Genomic DNA, 17599 nt, shown 5'->3' with positions numbered 1-17599 from the left:
GACTAAACCGACCTGATCCTGATATGAAAAAAGCAGTTCTCCTTGCAACCGGTCTGTGCGTGTGGTGTACGACACTCTTTGCCAGCCCGTTTAATCAGCTTCAATCGCAGCCCGACAGCCTGAAGGGGACTTTCAATAAAGATTTTGTATTACACGTAAAGAAATCAACCGGAGCGATCCGTCTTGACGGAATTCTGGATGAGTCGGACTGGCAGTCGGCCGAAAAAGCAGACCGTTTTTACCAGATTTTGCCGCTTGACAGCGGTTTTGCCAAAGCCTTGAGCGAGGTGCGCATGACCTATGATGAGAAAGCATTTTACCTGGCGTTTACATTTTTCGATTCTCTCCCCGGCAAACGGATCATGGAGTCCTTCCGAAAAGATTTCATCTTTAATAACAACGATAATTTTTTGTTTTTCATCGATCCGTTTCTCGATCAGACCAACGGGTTTACCTTTGGTTTGTCGGCATCGGGCGCCAAGTGGGACGGCATGATGTACGACGGCTCGAAGAGTAATCTTATATGGGACTGCAAATGGGATTCAAAAGTGAAACATTTCGACGACCGATGGGTGGGAGAGATGCGCATCCCCTTCCGTTCCGTCCGGTTTAAAAGGGGCAGCGATCAATGGCATATCAATTTTAGCCGGCTGGATTTGAAGTTGAACGAGAAATCATCCTGGGCGCCCATGCCCCGCCAGTTCCCGACTTCGTCGCTGGCCTATGCCGGGGTGTTGAAATGGGAAGAACCCTTGCGCGGGTCGAACATGATGTTTTCGGTTATTCCGTACGTGTTTGGGAGTGTCGTGAAGGATTACGAAGCCGGAACACCGGAATCATACCACAAAGACTTTGGTTTTGACGCCAAGCTCGGCTTGTCCAGTTCCATGAACCTCGATTTAACCGTTAACCCGGACTTTGCGCAGGCTGAAGTTGATCAGCAGGTGACCAATCTCGACCGTTTTGAGTTGTTCTTCCCGGAGAAAAGACAGTTTTTCCTCGAAAATTCCGATCTGTTTGGCGGCTACGGGTATGATGTGGCTACTCCCTTTTTTTCACGGAGGATCGGATTGGACGCCCCCGTGTTGTTTGGCGCCCGGATGAGCGGAAAGCTAGGAAATGACTGGCGTTTGGGCTTAATGAATATGCAAACCGATAAAACTTCGGATTTACCAACCCGAAATTACTCGGTGCTGGCCGTGCAACGAAAAATGTTTGCCCGTTCAAGCGCCGGTTTCATTTTCGTGAACAAGGAGAATATCGGATTGACTGGCGGAATCAGGGATTTCAACCGGGTGGCCGGGATGGATTATAACCTGGCTTCGGGCGACAACACCTGGACAGGTAAATTTTTTTATCATCAGTCGTTTGACGAGGAAGAACACAAAGCAGGTCAGTACGCCCAGGGCGCTTATTTGGTTTATAGTACCCGAAAGATCAGGCTTTCGTTTGCGCAGACAAGTGTAGGCAGCGACTATAACGCCGAAGTTGGTTATGTGCGACGGAAGGCTTATAATTTTTTAGGCCCTTCTTTGGGATATACCTGGGTGCCAAATAAACGGATTGTTTCTCACGGCTTTACGATTAATATTGAGAATTTTTATGATACGGAATACCGTAAAATTGATCATGAACAAACCCTCAGTTACCAGTTTGAATTTCAGAGCCGGGCTGTCGCGAAGATCGGTGTGAAAGATTTTTTTGTGCGCCTGCTCGACGATTTTGATCCGACACATAAAAGCAATGTATTTTTACCGGCAGGCTCGGAGTATAGCAATTGGCGAGGCTGGATCGAATTCATGTCGGATAACCGCAACGCATTTAAATGGAGCGGCTCCTGTTCGAAAGGAAGTTTCTTTAACGGGCATATCGATTTGGTAGAAGGTATGGTGGGTTACCGTTTTCAGCCCTATGTGAATTTCTCCTTGAATTTTAGCTATAACGGAATTCGTCTTCCTGAGCCCTTCAGTGCAACTGATTTTCTGCTGATTGGCCCGAAACTCGATTTGACTTTCTCCGATAAACTTTTTTTGTCAACCTTTGTTCAGTACAATGAGCAAATCGACAACATGAACGTCAATATGCGCTTTCAGTGGCGGTATAAACCTGTTTCAGACTTTTTCGTAGTGTATACCGATAATTATTTTACCGGCGACTGGAGTTCGCGCAACAGGGCGTTGGTCATGAAATTGTCCTATTGGTTTAACTGACAGCGCGATTTTTCAGGTTGTATTTTCATCCGGACGAAAGCGGCTGGACGGACGATTTCTCAGGGTGCAAATTTCAGGCGGTGTTGATGCCTAAACGCTTTATTAACCAGTTATTAAATTGTTAATACGGATAGCTGTTTTTTAGGGTATTTCAAAATACCTTTTATCTTTGTCAGCGCAAAAAAAATTCTTAGAAACCAAAAACAGAATATTATGAAAGTAACAGTAGTTGGGGCCGGAAATGTTGGCGCAACTTGTGCTCAGATTGTTGCCGAAAGGAACATTGTGCAGGAAGTTGTGCTGGTTGACATTAAAGAAGGATTGTCAGAAGGAAAATCATTGGATTTGTGGCAAACCGCACCCATTAATTACTATGATACCCGCCTCTCAGGATCTACAAACGATTTCTCAAAAACAGCCGGTTCCGAGGTTGTCGTGATCACCTCCGGCGTTCCGCGCAAACCCGGAATGAGCCGTGACGATTTGATTTCAATCAACGCCGGGATTGTTAAGAGCGTCACCGAAAACGTGATCAGGTATTCTCCTGAAGCGAAGATTATCATCGTTTCAAACCCACTGGATGTCATGACCTATGCGGCTTACGTGACGGCGAAATTTCCAAAGAACCGGATTATGGGTATGGCCGGCGTGTTGGATACAGCCCGTTACCGGGCATTTTTGGCCGAAGCGCTCGACGTTTCGCCGCGCGATATTCAGGCCCTGCTGATGGGAGGACATGGCGACACCATGGTTCCCCTGCCTCGGTATACCACTGTTTCCGGGATTCCTGTAACAGAAATGATTGATGCGGAGAAGCTGGATAAAATTATCACCCGCACGAAAAACGGCGGCGGCGAATTGGTAAACCTGATGGGCACCTCAGCCTGGTATGCGCCGGGAGCTGCCGCTGCCCAAATGGTTGAAGCCATCGTGATGAACCAAAAACGGATTTTCCCCTGCTGCGTAAAGCTCGAAGGCGAATACGGACTGGATAATATGTTCGTTGGCGTTCCGGTAAAACTGGGCAAAAACGGGGTTGAAGAAATCATCGAAGTTCAGTTGAATGAAGAAGAAAAAGGCTTGTTGTTCGAGTCGGCCAAGGCAGTAAAAGGCATCATGGATATTCTTGACGGAATGAACATTCTTTAATTCAGGTCTTCAGAAAATCATTTTATAAGCTATATTTAGTGCCTCTGCAAGTGCAGAGGCTTTTTTTTCAATTTTATGAAATTGTTTGCTTTGTCAGGAAATAGATTGGCAAAACAGCGGTGAAAACGAATCAAAATTTACTGATGGCTGGACGAATAACTGAACTTCCGCTGATTCTGATTGAACTCGAGGAAAATAACTTTCACCTGGTATTGGAAGGCAAACTACCCGGGAAGAAAACGGCTTTCTGGATTGTAGATACCGGCGCTTCCAAAACGGTGTTTGACCGGAACCTCGAAGATTGTTACGAACTGGTTGAGAATACCGGCAATGAAGAATATCAGAGCGCCGGGATCAGTGTTGGTATGGTTGAAACCCAGGTTGGACGCCTGAAAAAGCTGAAGTTTGGTCAGGTGAAGATGAAGGACTTAAAAGTGGCCCTGATCGATCTTTCACATGTCAACAGCATTTATCAAAAATACCGCGATATCCGGATTTCGGGTTTGCTGGGAAGCGATGTGCTGAAAGCTTACGGCTGCCGCATTGATTACCAGACCGAAACCATCTCGTTTTATAAGAAGCCGCTGAAGCGTTAAGCCCGGAATATCGGTGCCGGCATATTTTATAGCAAGCCTTGGCGTTGATGTATTAAAATCTGCTTTAAAAAAGAAATACAGGCATTCATCTTCTTTTAAAAATCGATATATTTGCGGGCTATTCAAAATGGAACTGAAAAAATACATATCAAAAACACTGCGTTGCCGCTTATTGCTGTTTTTTGCGGCAATTGGCCTGGCTGTTCTGTTTGACGTGTATCACGAAGGTTCCGGTAAGTTGATCAACGAACTGGAAAACCGCTCAGAAACCGTGAATTTGCAGAATGCGCAAGTGTTTTTTTGTAATCCGGTCAATACATTCAAGCTGCTTTCCGGCGCCGATAAACTGTTCACTGGGCTGATTTTTGACGCCAGCCAAAACGATTTTCTCACCCAATATCATAATTGCAGGACCTTCTACCTGCTTAAAGCCGAATCAGTAAATGAGCATCCTTCGTTTCTGTTCATGGCTCATTTCATGAAATTCAATTTCTGTCATCATGCCAATCCCGACGATTATCCGTCGGTAGCCTGATTGATTTTCAGACTGAAATAACGGGATCTGATGGCCGGATGATCGGCATGATCTGCGTCTCAGCAATGAATGCTTTAAAAAACAAATACCTACAATCTAAAATTTTATACAAATGCAAAACAAAGGATTAATCAGAACTTTTGCCATTTTGCTGGCATTGGTTTGTGCTTACCAGTTAATCTTTTCATACGTTTCGCGCAAAGTGGAAAGAGATGCGCGTGCGTATGCACAAGGAGACAAAATGAAGGAGCTGGTGTACCTCGATTCGATTTCGGGAGAAACCGTTTACAATTTTCTTGGCTTGAAAAAATACACCTACAAGGATGTAAAAGCACTGGAGATGAACCTGGGCCTTGATCTGAAAGGCGGGATGAACGTTACCCTTGAAGTGTCGGTGGCCGACCTCATCAAGTCGCTGGCCAATTACAGCACCGACAGCACCTTTAATGCCGCCATTAACCGGGCCGTTCAAATGCAGCGTAACAGCCAGGACGATTTTGTCACCCTGTTTGGACGCGCGTTTGAAGAAGTTGATCCGAACGCCCAGATGGCTGCTATTTTCAACACGCTCGAGTTGAAAGATAAAGTGAAGTACAATTCGCCCAATAGCGAAGTGCTTCGCGTTATCCGCGAAGAAACGGATGCCGCTATCGATAACTCGTTTAATATTATCCGTACCCGGATCGACCGTTTCGGGGTGGCCCAGCCAAATATTCAGCCCTTGCAGACCCGTGGTCGGATCCTGGTTGAATTGCCCGGCGTTGATAACCCGGAACGTGTGCGTAAGTTATTACAGGGAACCGCGTCGCTCGAATTCTGGGAAACATACGAAAACAGCGAGGTTTACCCGGTGTTGATGCAGGTTAACCAGAAAATAAAAGAGGTGCAGGATCTTTCGGTGGCGAAAGTTGAACCTGGAACCGAAGCTGAAACGGAAACAGCCGGAGAAGAGGCCGCCGAAGCCGTGCAAACCGAAGCAGGCAGTTTGCTCGACGAATTGCAAAGCGGTACGACCGACTCAACCGAGGTAGACGAATTTGGCGATTTCAAAAAACAATATCCGTTATTTGCCGTGCTGACGCCAAGTACAACGATGGAAGGACAGTTATACCCCGGTCCGGTGGTAGGTACGGCACATTTTAAAGATACAGCGACTGTGGGCAGTTATTTCAATATGCCGCAGGTGAAGGCTATCATGCCGCGCAACCTTTCGTTGAAATGGACATCAAAACCGGTTGACGATGCCGGAAACTTCTACCGCTTAATTGCCGTGAAAGTGACCAGCCGCGACGGTCGTGCGCCGCTTGATGGCGGCGTGATTGTGGATGCCCGTCAGGATTACGAACAATTTGGAAGCCGTCCTGAAGTATCGATGACCATGAACGCTGAAGGCGCGAAGGTTTGGGCGCGTCTTACCAAAGATAATATCGGAAAGTCCATCGCCATCATCCTCGATGGTTATGTCCGTTCGTATCCAACCGTCAATTCTGAAATTACCGGCGGACGCTCCAGTATCACCGGTCTCGAATCGGTTGAAGAAGCGAAAGACCTTGCCAACATTCTGAAATCAGGAAAGATGCCGGCCCCGGCCCACATCATCCAGGAAGAAGTGGTTGGTCCGTCGCTGGGTAAAGAAGCGATCAGCAGCGGGATGTGGTCGTTTGCGGTGGCTTTCATGCTTGTACTTGGTTACATGTTGTTCTTTTACAGCAAGCGCGCCGGTTTTACGTCGAACGTAGCGCTTGTTGCCAACCTCTTCTTCGTAGTCGGAGTTTTGGCTTCGATTGGCGCCGTGCTTACCTTGCCGGGTATTGCCGGTATCGTGTTAACAATCGGTATGTCGGTTGATGCCAACGTGTTGATCTATGAACGGGTGCAGGAGGAAATTAAAGCCGGGAAAGGCTTAAAACTTGCCATTGCCGATGGTTATAAAAATGCGTATTCTGCCATCATCGACGGCCAGGTGACTACCTTGCTGACGGGTGTTGTGCTTTATTTATTTGGTTCAGGCCCGATCAGAGGTTTTGCAACCACCTTAATCATTGGTATTTTCACTTCGTTGTTTTCTGCGATATTCCTGACCCGTTTAATGTTTGAACGTCAGCTGAGTAAAAACAAAAACATCACCTTTACTTCGAAGTTTACCGATAACTGGTTGAGAAATACCCGGATCAAATTCCTCGAAAAACGTAAGGTCTTTTATATGATCTCAGGCGCTTTGCTGATCATTTCGTTGTTGTCGATTTTTACCCGTGGCTTTAACTATGGAATCGACTTCCAGGGAGGACGTACTTATGTGGTTCGTTTCGATCAGGAAGTAAAAGTGGCTGAAGTGGGCAACGCACTGGCTGAGGTTTACGGACATGCGCCTGAAGTGAAAACATTTGGCGGGAACAACCAGGTAAAAGTAACTACCAAATATAAGATTGAAGAACTGAACGACGTGGTTGATGCTGAAGTGGAGAACCTGTTACTCCAGGGATTGAAAAAAGGTGGTTTTATCGACAGCAGTGTCGATTTGAAAGAGTTTGACTCGAACTACCGGATGAGTTCGCAAAAGGTGGGGCCAACCATTTCGGATGATATCAAGAAAGATGCCCTGATCGCGATTGTTTTCTCGCTGATTATCATCTTCCTTTATATTTTGTTGCGCTTCCGTAACTGGCAGTATGGCCTGGGAGCGGTAGCTGCTCTTGCACACGACTCCATCATTGTATTGGGGATCTTCTCCCTTTTCCATAACTTATTACCGTTCTCGTTGGAAATCGACCAGGCTTTTATTGCCGCCATCTTAACGGTATTGGGTTATTCCATTAACGATACGGTGGTTGTTTACGACCGGATTCGCGAGTACCTGCAGATTCACCCGAAACGCAACCGCGAACAAAATGTCGATGAAGCGCTGAACTCAACGCTTCGCCGTACATTCAGTACATCGCTTTCTACCTTTGTGGTATTGCTTGCCATCTTCCTGTTTGGCGGTACTTCCATTCAGGGATTTACCTTTGCCTTGCTGGTTGGTGTGTTGGTTGGTACTTACTCTTCGGTTTTTGTTGCCAGCCCGATTGTGTACGATACGCAACGCCAGGTGATCAAAATTGCCGAAAGGAAAAAATAAATCAGATCGATGATCAATTTAAACCCCGGTTTTCGCCGGGGTTTTTTTATGAGCTTAAGGTTGACTTCGGATAAGGATGTACTGAACTTGTTTGTATATTTGTTGAAAATTTTAAAAATGACTGCATCTGTATTATTTATCAGTGGTGGCGAAATTGTGATGGTCATGTTGCTTGCCCTGCTCTTTTTTGGGTCGAAATCGATACCCGATATAGCCCGCGTACTTGGAAAAGGAGTCCGGGAATTTAAAAAAGCCACCAATGAAATCAAGCGGGAAATCAATGAGAATACCGGTGATTTTAAGCGGGATATTAACGATATTTCTTCTTCGGTGAAAGAAGGAACAAATCAGCTGACAAAAGATATCAACGAAGGATTGAAAGATTAATCCGGGAAACGGCAATTGAAAAAGAAAGCAGAATCCCCTTGATTAAAGCAGAAAATATAACAAAATCGTTTGGCGATTTGCAGGTGCTGAAAGGCATTGATCTGGAGATTCCCAGAGGGAAACTCTATTCGGTCGTGGGTCCCAGCGGCGCCGGGAAAACCACCTTGCTCCAAATCCTGGGAACCTTAAGCCTGCCCGATACCGGAACGGTTCAGATCAAACAAAAGCAGGTTTTTTCGTTAAGCGAAAAACAATTGGCCGCCTTTCGTAACCAGGAAATCGGTTTTGTTTTCCAGTTTCATTACCTCCTGCCCGAGTTTAATGCGCTTGAAAATGTTTGTATCCCGGCATTCATAGCTAAAAAATCGAAAAAAGAAGCGGAACAGAAAGCCAGGGAATTGCTTGAATTTTTAGGCTTGGGCAACCGTCTGACGCATAAACCGGCCGAATTGTCAGGAGGAGAACGTCAACGGGTTGCGGTGGCCCGCGCCTTGATTAACGATCCGGCGGTGATTATGGCCGACGAGCCTTCGGGAAACCTCGATGCCAAAAACCGCGAAGATTTGCATGATTTGTTTTTCAGTTTGCGCGACCGCTTTAACCAAACCCTGGTGATCGTCACCCATGACGAGAATTTTGCACGTCAGTCGGATAAGATTATCCGCATGCGCGACGGGCGAATCGAAGATTAGATGAACATTGTCCGTGAAAATAGCGATTCATTTTCAAAATTTCTCAGATACTCCCAGTCCAAACAAGGCAAAATCAAATTTCACCGGATCAAGCGGATCCATCAAACGCAGGTTTTTGTCCAGCTCTTCCAATGCCCGGGCATCATTTTGTTCTCGGGTAAGCAGTTCTAATTTTCGGGCGGCATTGCCCGAGTGAATATCCAGCGGACAAGATAATTGGCCCGGTTTTATATGCTTCCACAGACCAAAGTCAACCCCACGCCGGTCGTCCCTGACCATCCATCTCAGAAACATGTTTACACGTTTGGCAGCCGACCCTTTGGCGGGATCGGACAGATGTTTGGATGTTCTGCCCGGATCCGCCTGTGAAAAGAAAATCTTCCTGAACTCGTGAATGGCCGGTTGGGTTGATAGGGGTGTCGCGTACTCCGAAAATACCGGCTCCAGACCTCCGTGCTTCTGATAGAGGTATTTCAGGGCTTTTATAAAATACAGCAGATCAGTCTGATTGAAGGTCCGGTGGGCAAAGCCGCCGAAACGTTCCAGTTGATGTTCCCGGTGGCTCATGACGAAATCAAAAGGAGCGTTTCCCATCAGTTCCATCAGCTTTAAGGCATTTTTGATAATCGTGGCTCGGCTGCCCCAGGCAATGGTGGCCGTCAGAAAACCGGCAATTTCAATGTCTTCTTTTCGCTCAAACCGGTGCGGAATGCAAATCGGGTCGGTTTCGATAAAAGCTGGCTGATTGTATCTGTTTGCCCTTTCTTCCAGGAACTCTTTTATTTCGGGACTGATTGTTTTCAATTGTCGTAAAGCTTTTGGGATAAAGATAAGTTATTGTGTGAATTTTATGTAATTTCATTGTTTTAACCCATTAAACTTAATCCATGAAAAGAAGAAACTTTATAAAAGGTTCGGCCATGATGGCCGGGGCAGCTGTGGCTGGTTCTGCGATTGCCGCGGTTCCTGCTCCCGGGGGCGAAAAACAAATTTATGAATGGCGCGTGTACCGGTTTAAAAACGGCGGGCAAAAAAGCCGGGTCGACCGGTTTTACCGCGAAACCCTGATCCCGACATTAAATGAATATGGCGTTACGGTGGGCGCTTTTGGCGAATACAGTCAGGCAGACCCGCCTGTTGTTTATTACCTGCTGGTTTTCCCGTCGATGACGGCTTATCACGAAATAAAAAAAGCCATTTGGAAGAATGAAGCATTTCTGCAAAAATCGAAAAGCTATTTTGACGAAACGGCAGAAAATGGAACCTATATTCGCTTCGAAACCTATTTGATGGAGGCTTTCGACGCGATTCCGCAACTGCGGATGCCCGACAAACAGCGTGGAATCTTTGAACTGCGGACATACGAAAGCCACAATGAAGAAGCCGGACAGCGAAAAATCGGGATGTTCAACCGGGAAGAATTGGCCTTGTTCGATCAGGTAGGCCTGCATACCACCTTCTTCGGCGAGATACTGGCCGGGCCGCAAATGCCGGCGCTGATGTATATGCTTTGGTTTCGCAACCTGGACGAACGTGCCGAAAACTGGCAGAAGTTTATTGGCAGCCCCGACTGGGACGAAATGAAAAACCGGCCCGAGTATGTCAACACAGTAAGTGTAGTCAATAAAATATTTTTGCTTCCGCTCGATTATTCACAAATCTGATCGATTGCCGGCTTCCAACTGTTCTTTCGGTAGCCGGCGATTTTTGTAATTGCCGTAATTGTCGTTAATTTTACGGATAGTCGTAGCAGTTTGAACGAAGCGAAAGGTTTTTAAAGGGAAAGAAGCTTGAAGAAGGTGAGTTTAAATACAGAAAAACAATTGATCAAAAAGTTGAATAAAGACAATATTCTTGCCTTTAATCAACTTTTTGAGTTTTACAGTTCAAAGCTTTATCATTTTGCGTACGGTTACCTGAAATCGAAGGAAGATGCTGAAGAATTGGTTCAGGAAACCTTTTGCCGGATTTGGGAAAAGCGCAAAGAGATTAAAGCGGAATACGAATTCCGTTCTTACCTGTTTACCATCGCTTTTAATGATATCAGGAAACACTTTCGATCGAAAGCCCTGCTTCAAAAGTATGTTGAATATACTGCCAAGGCGCCGGATGGCCAGGCGTACGAGCAAATCGATATTAATTATGCCTCTCTGAAAGATCTGATTGATTCGTTGATCGACAAAATGCCTGAGAAACGTAAGACGGTATTTATGAAAAGTCGTTTTGAAGGTAAAAGTACGACGGATATTGCTGAAGAAATGAAAATCAGCAAAAGTACAGTCGAGAATCATATGAATTTGGCTTTGAGGTATTTAAAGAATAATCTGGAGCGCGAAACCATCGGCGTGTCACTTTTCTTTTGTCTTTTTCTTCAATAAATAAAAAAAAATCACAACTGGGTTGGGTGCAAAGGCGCCGTTGCGGATATTCCTAATAAGCACAACCTAATATTGTGATGTATGGATCAGAACTTAAAAAACCGGATCAGACAAAATTTTCAGTCGCCGCAGGCTGTTGACGATCCGGAAATATTTGATGCCTACCTTCATGCAGCAAATGAGCCTGAGTTGGCAGAGATTGCCCGTGAACACTGGGAAAAATCGTCATCGGACCGGGTTGAACTGCAGCATGTTCTCAATCGGGTTCATTTTTACATCAACACCCGTTCGCAAAAACGTTCCCTCAAATCAACAGCCTTGCTGATTTACTACCGGGTTGCCGCTTTTCTGTTAATTCCGCTATTATTGGGCGGGATTTACCTGGCCTCTCAAACTTCGCCCGTGACAGATTCCTATGCTCAAATTGGCGCCCCATCCGGTTCAAGGGTGCATTTTACCTTACCCGATGGTTCAACCGGATTTCTCAACGGTGGCTCAAGCCTGGTGTATCCGGTTAACTTTAAGCATAACCGGAATGTAACTTTGTCGGGTGAAGGCTATTTTGATGTGGCTAAAGACCAAAACCATCCGTTTACAGTTCAAACCCCTCATGCCGAGATCAAAGTGTTGGGAACTAAATTTGATGTTTCTGCGTATATTGAAGATAATGAAGTTGTTACAACACTCGAGGAGGGAAGTATAGAAATTATGAATAAAGCGAATCGCACAAAAACGCTGTTGAATCCCGGGGAACAAAACCGCATCAATACCCTTTCGGGACAAATGGTGAGCGAAAAAGTTAATACCCGTTTGTTTACTTCCTGGAAAGAAGAAATGCTTCGCTTCGATGATGCGACCTTCTCCGAGGTAGTGAAAAAAATGGAACGGTGGTACGGGGTAAAAATCGAACTGGACCCGGAGCTGAAGGATAAAGAGGGCTACACCCTGGCGCTGCGCACCGAAAGTTTGAGGGAAATGCTGGGATTGCTGTCCATTACCACCCCGATTACCTATGAAATAAACGGAAATAAAGTAACCATTCGTAAAAAATGAAACAGACTTATTGAATTTAAAACCATGCTGTTAAATGATGAAGAGGAAAGTGCTGTAACACCTCCCTCTTACTACAAAAAATTAAAACCCTGGTTGGGGGTATGTTTAACTTTGTAAGACAAACTTATGAAAAAAAAATTGTTGTGTAACGATGACAGGATAATATATCACCTGTCGAGATTAATTCGCATTATGAAACTGACAACCTTACTTTTGCTGGTCACATTTATCAGTCTTCAGGCGAAGGTTTATTCGCAAAGCACTGAGTTGAACCTCAAAGTTCAGAATACAACGGTAAAAGATGTACTTCGGGCGATTGAAGATCAAAGTGAATTCTTTTTCATGTACAACGACCGCGAGGTAGATGTGAACCGTCTGGTAAATCTGGAGTTGCAGAATAAGAAAGTTGATGAGGTATTGAATGCGCTGTTTGATGGTACAACGACCAAATACCTGATTAAAGACCGTCAGATTGTCCTTTATTCAAACGATGAAAAACCCGGGAATAAGCTGATCAATCAGCAAGTTAGAACCGTTACCGGAAAAGTAACTGATACCAACGGCGGTCCGCTGCCGGGTGTGAGTATTGTTATAAAAGGCACTACCACCGGAACACTGTCTGATTTTGACGGTAATTACAGCCTGAATAACCTGCCGGATGGTGCTGTGCTCGTGTTTTCTTTTGTCGGGATGAAACGAGTGGAAGTGGTGGTAAGCCAGTCGGTTGTGAATGTAGTTCTTCAGGAGGAAACCATCGGGCTGGAGGAAGTGGTCGCCATTGGTTACGGTACCATGAAGAGAAAAGATATCACTGGTTCGGTTGCCTCGGTGAAGGGTGAGGATTTGGCGGCCATTCCGGTGGCCAGTGCGGCCGAAGCCATTACCGGTAAGCTGGCCGGGGTTCAGGTTTTGTCAACCGAAGGTTCGCCCGATGCCGAGATGAGAATTCGCGTACGTGGCGGGGGCTCCATCACCCAGGACAATTCGCCCTTGTTTATTGTCGACGGATTTCCGGTAAACAGCATCTCCGATGTCGCCATGTCCGACATTCAATCCATCGATGTGCTGAAAGATGCCTCATCGACGGCCATTTACGGGTCGCGGGGCGCTAACGGGGTTATTATTGTGACGACCAAAAGCGGGATAGCCGGCAAAGTTTCGGTGAGCTACAATTCCTATTTTGGGTTTAAACGGATTGCAAAAACATTGGATGTTCTCGGCGTGGAAGATTACGTCAACTGGCAGTACGAACACGCGGTGCTGGACGATGGGATAGATAACCTCAGTTCGTATGAGAAATATTATGGTACCTGGCAGGACAAGGACTTGTATGTTGGGCAAAAAGGAAACAACTGGCAAAAACAGGTTTACGGCCGGACCGGCGAAGTGTTTAATCACGATCTGAGCATCAGGGGGGGAAGCGATAAAATGAGCTATTCCTTTAATTACGCACACATCGATGAAAAGGCAATTATGATCGGCTCAGATTTCAAACGCGACAACCTGTCGTTTAAACTGAACCACAACCCGAATAGCAAGGTGCAATTGGCATTTTCCTTCCGTTATTCCGACACCAAGATCAACGGAGGTGGGGCCAATGAACAAAACGAGGCATCCTCTGCTGATTCCAGATTGAAGCACAGTGTGACCTATTCGCCAATCCCATTGGGCGGTTTAACCACCGATGATACCGACGAAGCAATTGCCAGCTATTTGGTCAATCCAATTGTAGCTGCTGCTGACAACGACCGGGAGCAATTAAGGAAGAATTATAACATGGCAGCCAGCTTTTCATGGGATTTGGCCGAGAACCTGCAATTGAAAACCGAAATTGGTCTGGATAATTATAATAGTAATGACAACCGGTTTTACGGATTGACTACCTATTACATCAAAAATGCTCCCACGTCTGAAAATCAGGGCCATCCTGCATTGATCCTTCGGGACCGCAAGCAGGAACGATTCAGGAACACGAACACCTTGTCGTATGACTTCAAAAAACTTCTTGATGAAAACCATAGCATGAAGCTTTTGTTGGGACACGAGATGGTAGAAACCAACACCAACGAACTCACTTCTGTTGTTCACGGTTATCCGGAACTATTTACCTTTCGTGAAGCATTAAAACTTACCACGCAGGGAAAACCTTTTTCAACCGACAACAATTACAGCCCTGACGATAAACTGCTCTCATTCTTCGGGCGTTTAAATTATGATTTCAAAAGCAAATACCTCCTTTCAGCAACGTTCCGCGCTGACGGCTCAAGTAAGTTCAGGGAAGGGTGGGGGTACTTCCCATCGGCTGCCGTGGCATGGCGGGTTTCCGAAGAAGGTTTTATGCAGCAAAGCTCATCCTGGCTCGACGATCTGAAACTGAGGCTCAGTTATGGTACCGCCGGAAATAACAACATTCCTTCAGGACAGATGACCCAATCTTTTGAATCCGGCACCAGCGCTTGGATCAACGGCATCGGGAACTTCTGGTCGGCATCAAAAACGATGGCCAACCCCGACCTGAAATGGGAGACAACCTATACCCGGAATGTAGGGCTCGACTTTGCAATGTTTAACAGCCGCTTAAGCGGTACGATTGAAACTTATTTGAATAATACCAAAGACCTGTTGATCGAATTCCCCGTTGCCGGTACCGGTTACAATACCCAATACCGGAATATGGGAGAAACCAGGAACAAGGGATTGGAGGTGTCGTTAAACTGGTCGGCGATTGAGAAAAAGGACTATGGCCTGAATTTCAATTTCAACATCGGTTTCAATAAAAATAAAATTAAGTCGCTGGGTATCATGGAAGACTTTGGCTCTGCAACAGGCTGGGCATCGACCGAAATTGGCGATGATTTTTGGATAGCCAAAGGCGGCTCAGTAGGGAAAATGTACGGGTTTCGCTCCGATGGCCGTTATGAAGTGTCCGATTTTGAAGGATATAATGCTACGACAGAACGGTGGATATTGAAAGAAGGCGTGGTCGACGCGACTGCTATTGTCGGGAATCCGGCCCCCGGATTGATGAAACTCAAAAATATTTCGGGCGATGATAACCTGGTTACGGTAAATGACCGGGAGATTATTGGCGATGCCAATCCTTTGCATACCGGCGGTTTTACAATTAACGGACGGGCTTATGGTTTCGATCTGACTGCTGTGTTTAACTGGAGTTATGGCAACGATGTTTACAATGCCAATAAGATTGAATATACTTCGTCTACACCAAGATATCAGTACCGGAATCTTATTGACATCATGGCTGAAGGTAAACGGTGGACCAATATTGATCCAACCACCGGCGATTTGGTAACCGATCTGGCAACTTTGGGCGCCGTAAATACCGGTACCACCATGTGGTCGCCTTACATGGCCCGGTTCGTATTCAGCGATTGGGCGGTTGAAGACGGTTCTTTTCTCCGTTTGAGTACTCTCACCCTTGGTTATACCTTGCCTTCGTCGGTAACGGAAAAAATGAAAATACAGAACCTGAGGTTTTATGCCACCGGGTATAATGTGTTTTTGATCACCAATTATTCGGGCTTTGATCCCGAAGTCTCGACCAGAAGAAAAACGGCTTTGACCCCGGGTGTTGACTATTCGGCTTATCCCAGGAGCCGGCAAATTGTTTTTGGTTTAAATCTTAATTTTTAACCTGACTTATGAATTTGAATATGAAAAAACTAGCATATATAATCGGTTTGGTTGTTGCAGGATTGGCAATATCGTGCGACGACTACCTCGAGGCGCCTACCAAGTCGTCACTGGATGAATCGGTGATCTTTTCAACCCCCGACCTGGCTAAAGGCGCGGTGGACGGGATTAAAATTCCTTTCGCGGAGACCAATTCTTATCGCGGACGCTTTTTACCCTGGTACGGAATGAACACCGATTGCGAATGGTACAACTCGTCGCAAACAGCAGGAGCCAATTCCGAGTTGGCTACATACAGCGCGACCCCGACCAATTCAAATATGAATACAACCAACAATGCCTGGGCGATGATGTATTCAGGGATTGAACGGGCCAATATTTGTATCAAGGGGCTGAGAACATACGGCAACCCGCAACCGGGGACCGAGTTGGGCTATCTGCTTGGCGAAGCGTTGACCTTACGGGCTATCTATTATTCCGACCTGGTAAAAGCCTGGGGCGATGTGCCGGCACGCTTTGAACCCATTACAACCGAAACCATTTATCTGCCAAAATCCAGCCGCGATGTGATTTATAAACAGTTGATCGCCGATCTGGAAGAAGCTGCTGCCCTGGTGCCCTGGCCAAATGAAACCAGCGCCACCAGTACGGTCGAACGTGTCAATAAAGCGTTTGTTAAAGGTTTACGTGCGAGGCTTTGTCTGAATGCCGGGGGCTATTCCCAATATCCCGACGGGATCAGGAAAAGTGCTGATCCGGATTTGGCTGCTAATATCATGTACACCACGGCGTATAATGAATGTATGGATGTGATCAACAGCGGTACGGCGCACCTGGAGTCTTCATTCGAAACGATTTTCAGAAAGAATTGCCGGGACATTGTTGCCGCCGGGGCCGAGTCGCTTTGGGAACTGCCCTTTGCAGACGGACGTGGCCGTGTACTATTCACTTTTGCGGTACGGCACAACTCCAACGACCAGCACCATGCCAACGGCGCAAACCGTGGCGGACAGGCCGGGCCGCTTCCCAACCTGTTTTATGATTACGATTTGGCCGATACCCGCCGCGATGTGACCTGCGTACCTTACCGTTACGGAACTGCCGTGGACGGATGGGCCCGGCAGGAACCTACCAGCCTTAACACCTGGTATTTTGGCAAATACCGGTATGAATGGATGGACCGCCGCGTAACTTCTACCAACGACGACGGAGTGAACAAACTGTACATGCGGTATGCCGAAGTCATTTTAATGGCCGCCGAAACAGCCAACGAACTGCAAGGACCAACTGCCGCCGCGCCATATTTGAAGATGATCCGACAACGTGCGTTCCCTTCTTCGCAATGGGCAACCAAGGTAGACGCTTATGTCAACGCGTTGACCACCAAAGATGCGATGTTTAACGCGATTGTAGAGGAACATAAATTGGAATTTACGGGTGAAATGATCCGCAAGGAAGCCTTAATCCGCTGGAACCTGCTGAAAGTCAAGATGGATGAAGCCAAAACCAAAATGTATGCGCTCCGTGGACGGTCGGGCGAATATGCCGATGTGCCTGAAAAAATCTATTACAAATATGCCGACGACGACGAATCGCTCATTATTTACGGGCTTAACCGGGGTGAGAACGAGGATAAAGCGACCGAATATGATTTTAATACAACATGGGTCAGCGCATCGCAGTTAAATGATACCAAAATTGAAACCATCTACGTCCGGAACCCCAACGAATGGCAATTCTGGCCTATCTGGCAGGTTTTTATTGATGCCAGCAACAACCAGTTGGTAAACGATTACGGGTATTAAATTTCAGACAAACGTGAAAAAA

General features: G+C 46.3%; 13 protein-coding genes. 12 read left to right on the top strand and 1 reads right to left on the bottom strand.

Features of this window, described 5'->3' with window-relative positions:
* Positions 1–23 precede the first annotated feature (23 nt).
* The 7 genes from AC6H3C_RS21770 (at position 24) to AC6H3C_RS21740 (ending at position 8687) form a co-directional block, all read left to right on the top strand.
* Positions 24–2210 carry a DUF5916 domain-containing protein gene (locus AC6H3C_RS21770; protein ID WP_497517655.1) on the top strand — a complete coding sequence of 729 codons (2187 nt, stop codon included), beginning with the start codon at positions 24–26 and terminating at the stop codon, positions 2208–2210.
* A gap of 213 nt (positions 2211–2423) precedes the next feature.
* Positions 2424–3359: a malate dehydrogenase gene (gene mdh / locus AC6H3C_RS21765; protein ID WP_497517654.1), complete on the top strand. Its 936-nt coding sequence runs from the start codon at positions 2424–2426 to the stop codon at positions 3357–3359.
* 143 nt (positions 3360–3502) lie between these two features.
* Positions 3503–3955: a retropepsin-like aspartic protease gene (locus AC6H3C_RS21760; RefSeq protein ID WP_497517653.1), complete on the top strand. Its 453-nt coding sequence runs from the start codon at positions 3503–3505 to the stop codon at positions 3953–3955.
* Positions 3956–4082: 127 nt separating this feature from the next.
* Entirely contained in the window at positions 4083–4490 is a 408-nt protein-coding gene (locus AC6H3C_RS21755) for a hypothetical protein (protein ID WP_497517652.1), read from the top strand.
* A 112-nt stretch (positions 4491–4602) separates the two neighbouring features.
* Complete coding sequence (gene secDF / locus AC6H3C_RS21750; RefSeq protein ID WP_497517651.1) at positions 4603–7608, top strand: protein translocase subunit SecDF; 3006 nt, start codon at positions 4603–4605, stop codon at positions 7606–7608.
* A gap of 117 nt (positions 7609–7725) precedes the next feature.
* Positions 7726–7995 carry a Sec-independent protein translocase subunit TatA/TatB gene (locus AC6H3C_RS21745; protein WP_497517650.1) on the top strand — a complete coding sequence of 90 codons (270 nt, stop codon included), beginning with the start codon at positions 7726–7728 and terminating at the stop codon, positions 7993–7995.
* Positions 7996–8033: 38 nt separating this feature from the next.
* Positions 8034–8687, top strand: coding sequence for an ABC transporter ATP-binding protein (locus AC6H3C_RS21740; protein ID WP_497517649.1), 654 nt, complete (start codon positions 8034–8036; stop codon positions 8685–8687).
* A 33-nt stretch (positions 8688–8720) separates the two neighbouring features.
* On the opposite strand, the gene AC6H3C_RS21735 is transcribed toward AC6H3C_RS21740, so the two are convergent.
* Positions 8721–9491 carry a TIGR02757 family protein gene (locus tag AC6H3C_RS21735; protein ID WP_497517648.1) on the bottom strand — a complete coding sequence of 257 codons (771 nt, stop codon included), beginning with the start codon at positions 9489–9491 and terminating at the stop codon, positions 8721–8723.
* A gap of 83 nt (positions 9492–9574) precedes the next feature.
* Here AC6H3C_RS21735 and AC6H3C_RS21730 point away from each other — a divergent pair, with 83 nt between their 5' ends.
* The 5 genes from AC6H3C_RS21730 to AC6H3C_RS21710 all read left to right on the top strand — a co-directional run bounded on the left by AC6H3C_RS21730 (position 9575) and on the right by AC6H3C_RS21710 (position 17577).
* Positions 9575–10351 (top strand): NIPSNAP family protein, encoded by a 777-nt coding sequence (locus tag AC6H3C_RS21730; protein ID WP_497517647.1) that lies wholly within the window; start codon positions 9575–9577, stop codon positions 10349–10351.
* 135 nt (positions 10352–10486) lie between these two features.
* Entirely contained in the window at positions 10487–11065 is a 579-nt protein-coding gene (locus AC6H3C_RS21725) for an RNA polymerase sigma-70 factor (protein ID WP_497521288.1), read from the top strand.
* Positions 11066–11146: 81 nt separating this feature from the next.
* Positions 11147–12118 carry a FecR family protein gene (locus AC6H3C_RS21720; protein ID WP_497517646.1) on the top strand — a complete coding sequence of 324 codons (972 nt, stop codon included), beginning with the start codon at positions 11147–11149 and terminating at the stop codon, positions 12116–12118.
* Between the two features lie 126 nt (positions 12119–12244).
* Positions 12245–15772, top strand: a complete 3528-nt coding sequence (locus AC6H3C_RS21715; RefSeq protein WP_497517645.1) for a TonB-dependent receptor — start codon at positions 12245–12247, stop codon at positions 15770–15772.
* A gap of 20 nt (positions 15773–15792) precedes the next feature.
* Positions 15793–17577, top strand: a complete 1785-nt coding sequence (locus AC6H3C_RS21710) for a RagB/SusD family nutrient uptake outer membrane protein (protein ID WP_497517644.1) — start codon at positions 15793–15795, stop codon at positions 17575–17577.
* Positions 17578–17599 lie beyond the last annotated feature (22 nt).

The sequence above is a fragment of the Gaoshiqia sp. US2 genome (assembly GCF_059705485.1).
This window is presented reverse-complemented; position numbering and strand designations above follow the sequence as displayed.

Excerpts from the sequence above, each read along its gene's own strand:
- AC6H3C_RS21770 (WP_497517655.1), top strand. The coding sequence starts at position 24 with ATGAAAAAAGCAGTTCTCCTTGCAACCGGTCTGTGCGTGTGGTGTACG.
- mdh (WP_497517654.1), top strand. The coding sequence starts at position 2,424 with ATGAAAGTAACAGTAGTTGGGGCCGGAAATGTTGGCGCAACTTGTGCT.
- AC6H3C_RS21760 (WP_497517653.1), top strand. The coding sequence starts at position 3,503 with ATGGCTGGACGAATAACTGAACTTCCGCTGATTCTGATTGAACTCGAG.
- AC6H3C_RS21755 (WP_497517652.1), top strand. The coding sequence starts at position 4,083 with ATGGAACTGAAAAAATACATATCAAAAACACTGCGTTGCCGCTTATTG.
- secDF (WP_497517651.1), top strand. The coding sequence starts at position 4,603 with ATGCAAAACAAAGGATTAATCAGAACTTTTGCCATTTTGCTGGCATTG.
- AC6H3C_RS21745 (WP_497517650.1), top strand. The coding sequence starts at position 7,726 with ATGACTGCATCTGTATTATTTATCAGTGGTGGCGAAATTGTGATGGTC.
- AC6H3C_RS21730 (WP_497517647.1), top strand. The coding sequence starts at position 9,575 with ATGAAAAGAAGAAACTTTATAAAAGGTTCGGCCATGATGGCCGGGGCA.
- AC6H3C_RS21720 (WP_497517646.1), top strand. The coding sequence starts at position 11,147 with ATGGATCAGAACTTAAAAAACCGGATCAGACAAAATTTTCAGTCGCCG.
- AC6H3C_RS21715 (WP_497517645.1), top strand. The coding sequence starts at position 12,245 with ATGAAAAAAAAATTGTTGTGTAACGATGACAGGATAATATATCACCTG.
- AC6H3C_RS21710 (WP_497517644.1), top strand. The coding sequence starts at position 15,793 with ATGAAAAAACTAGCATATATAATCGGTTTGGTTGTTGCAGGATTGGCA.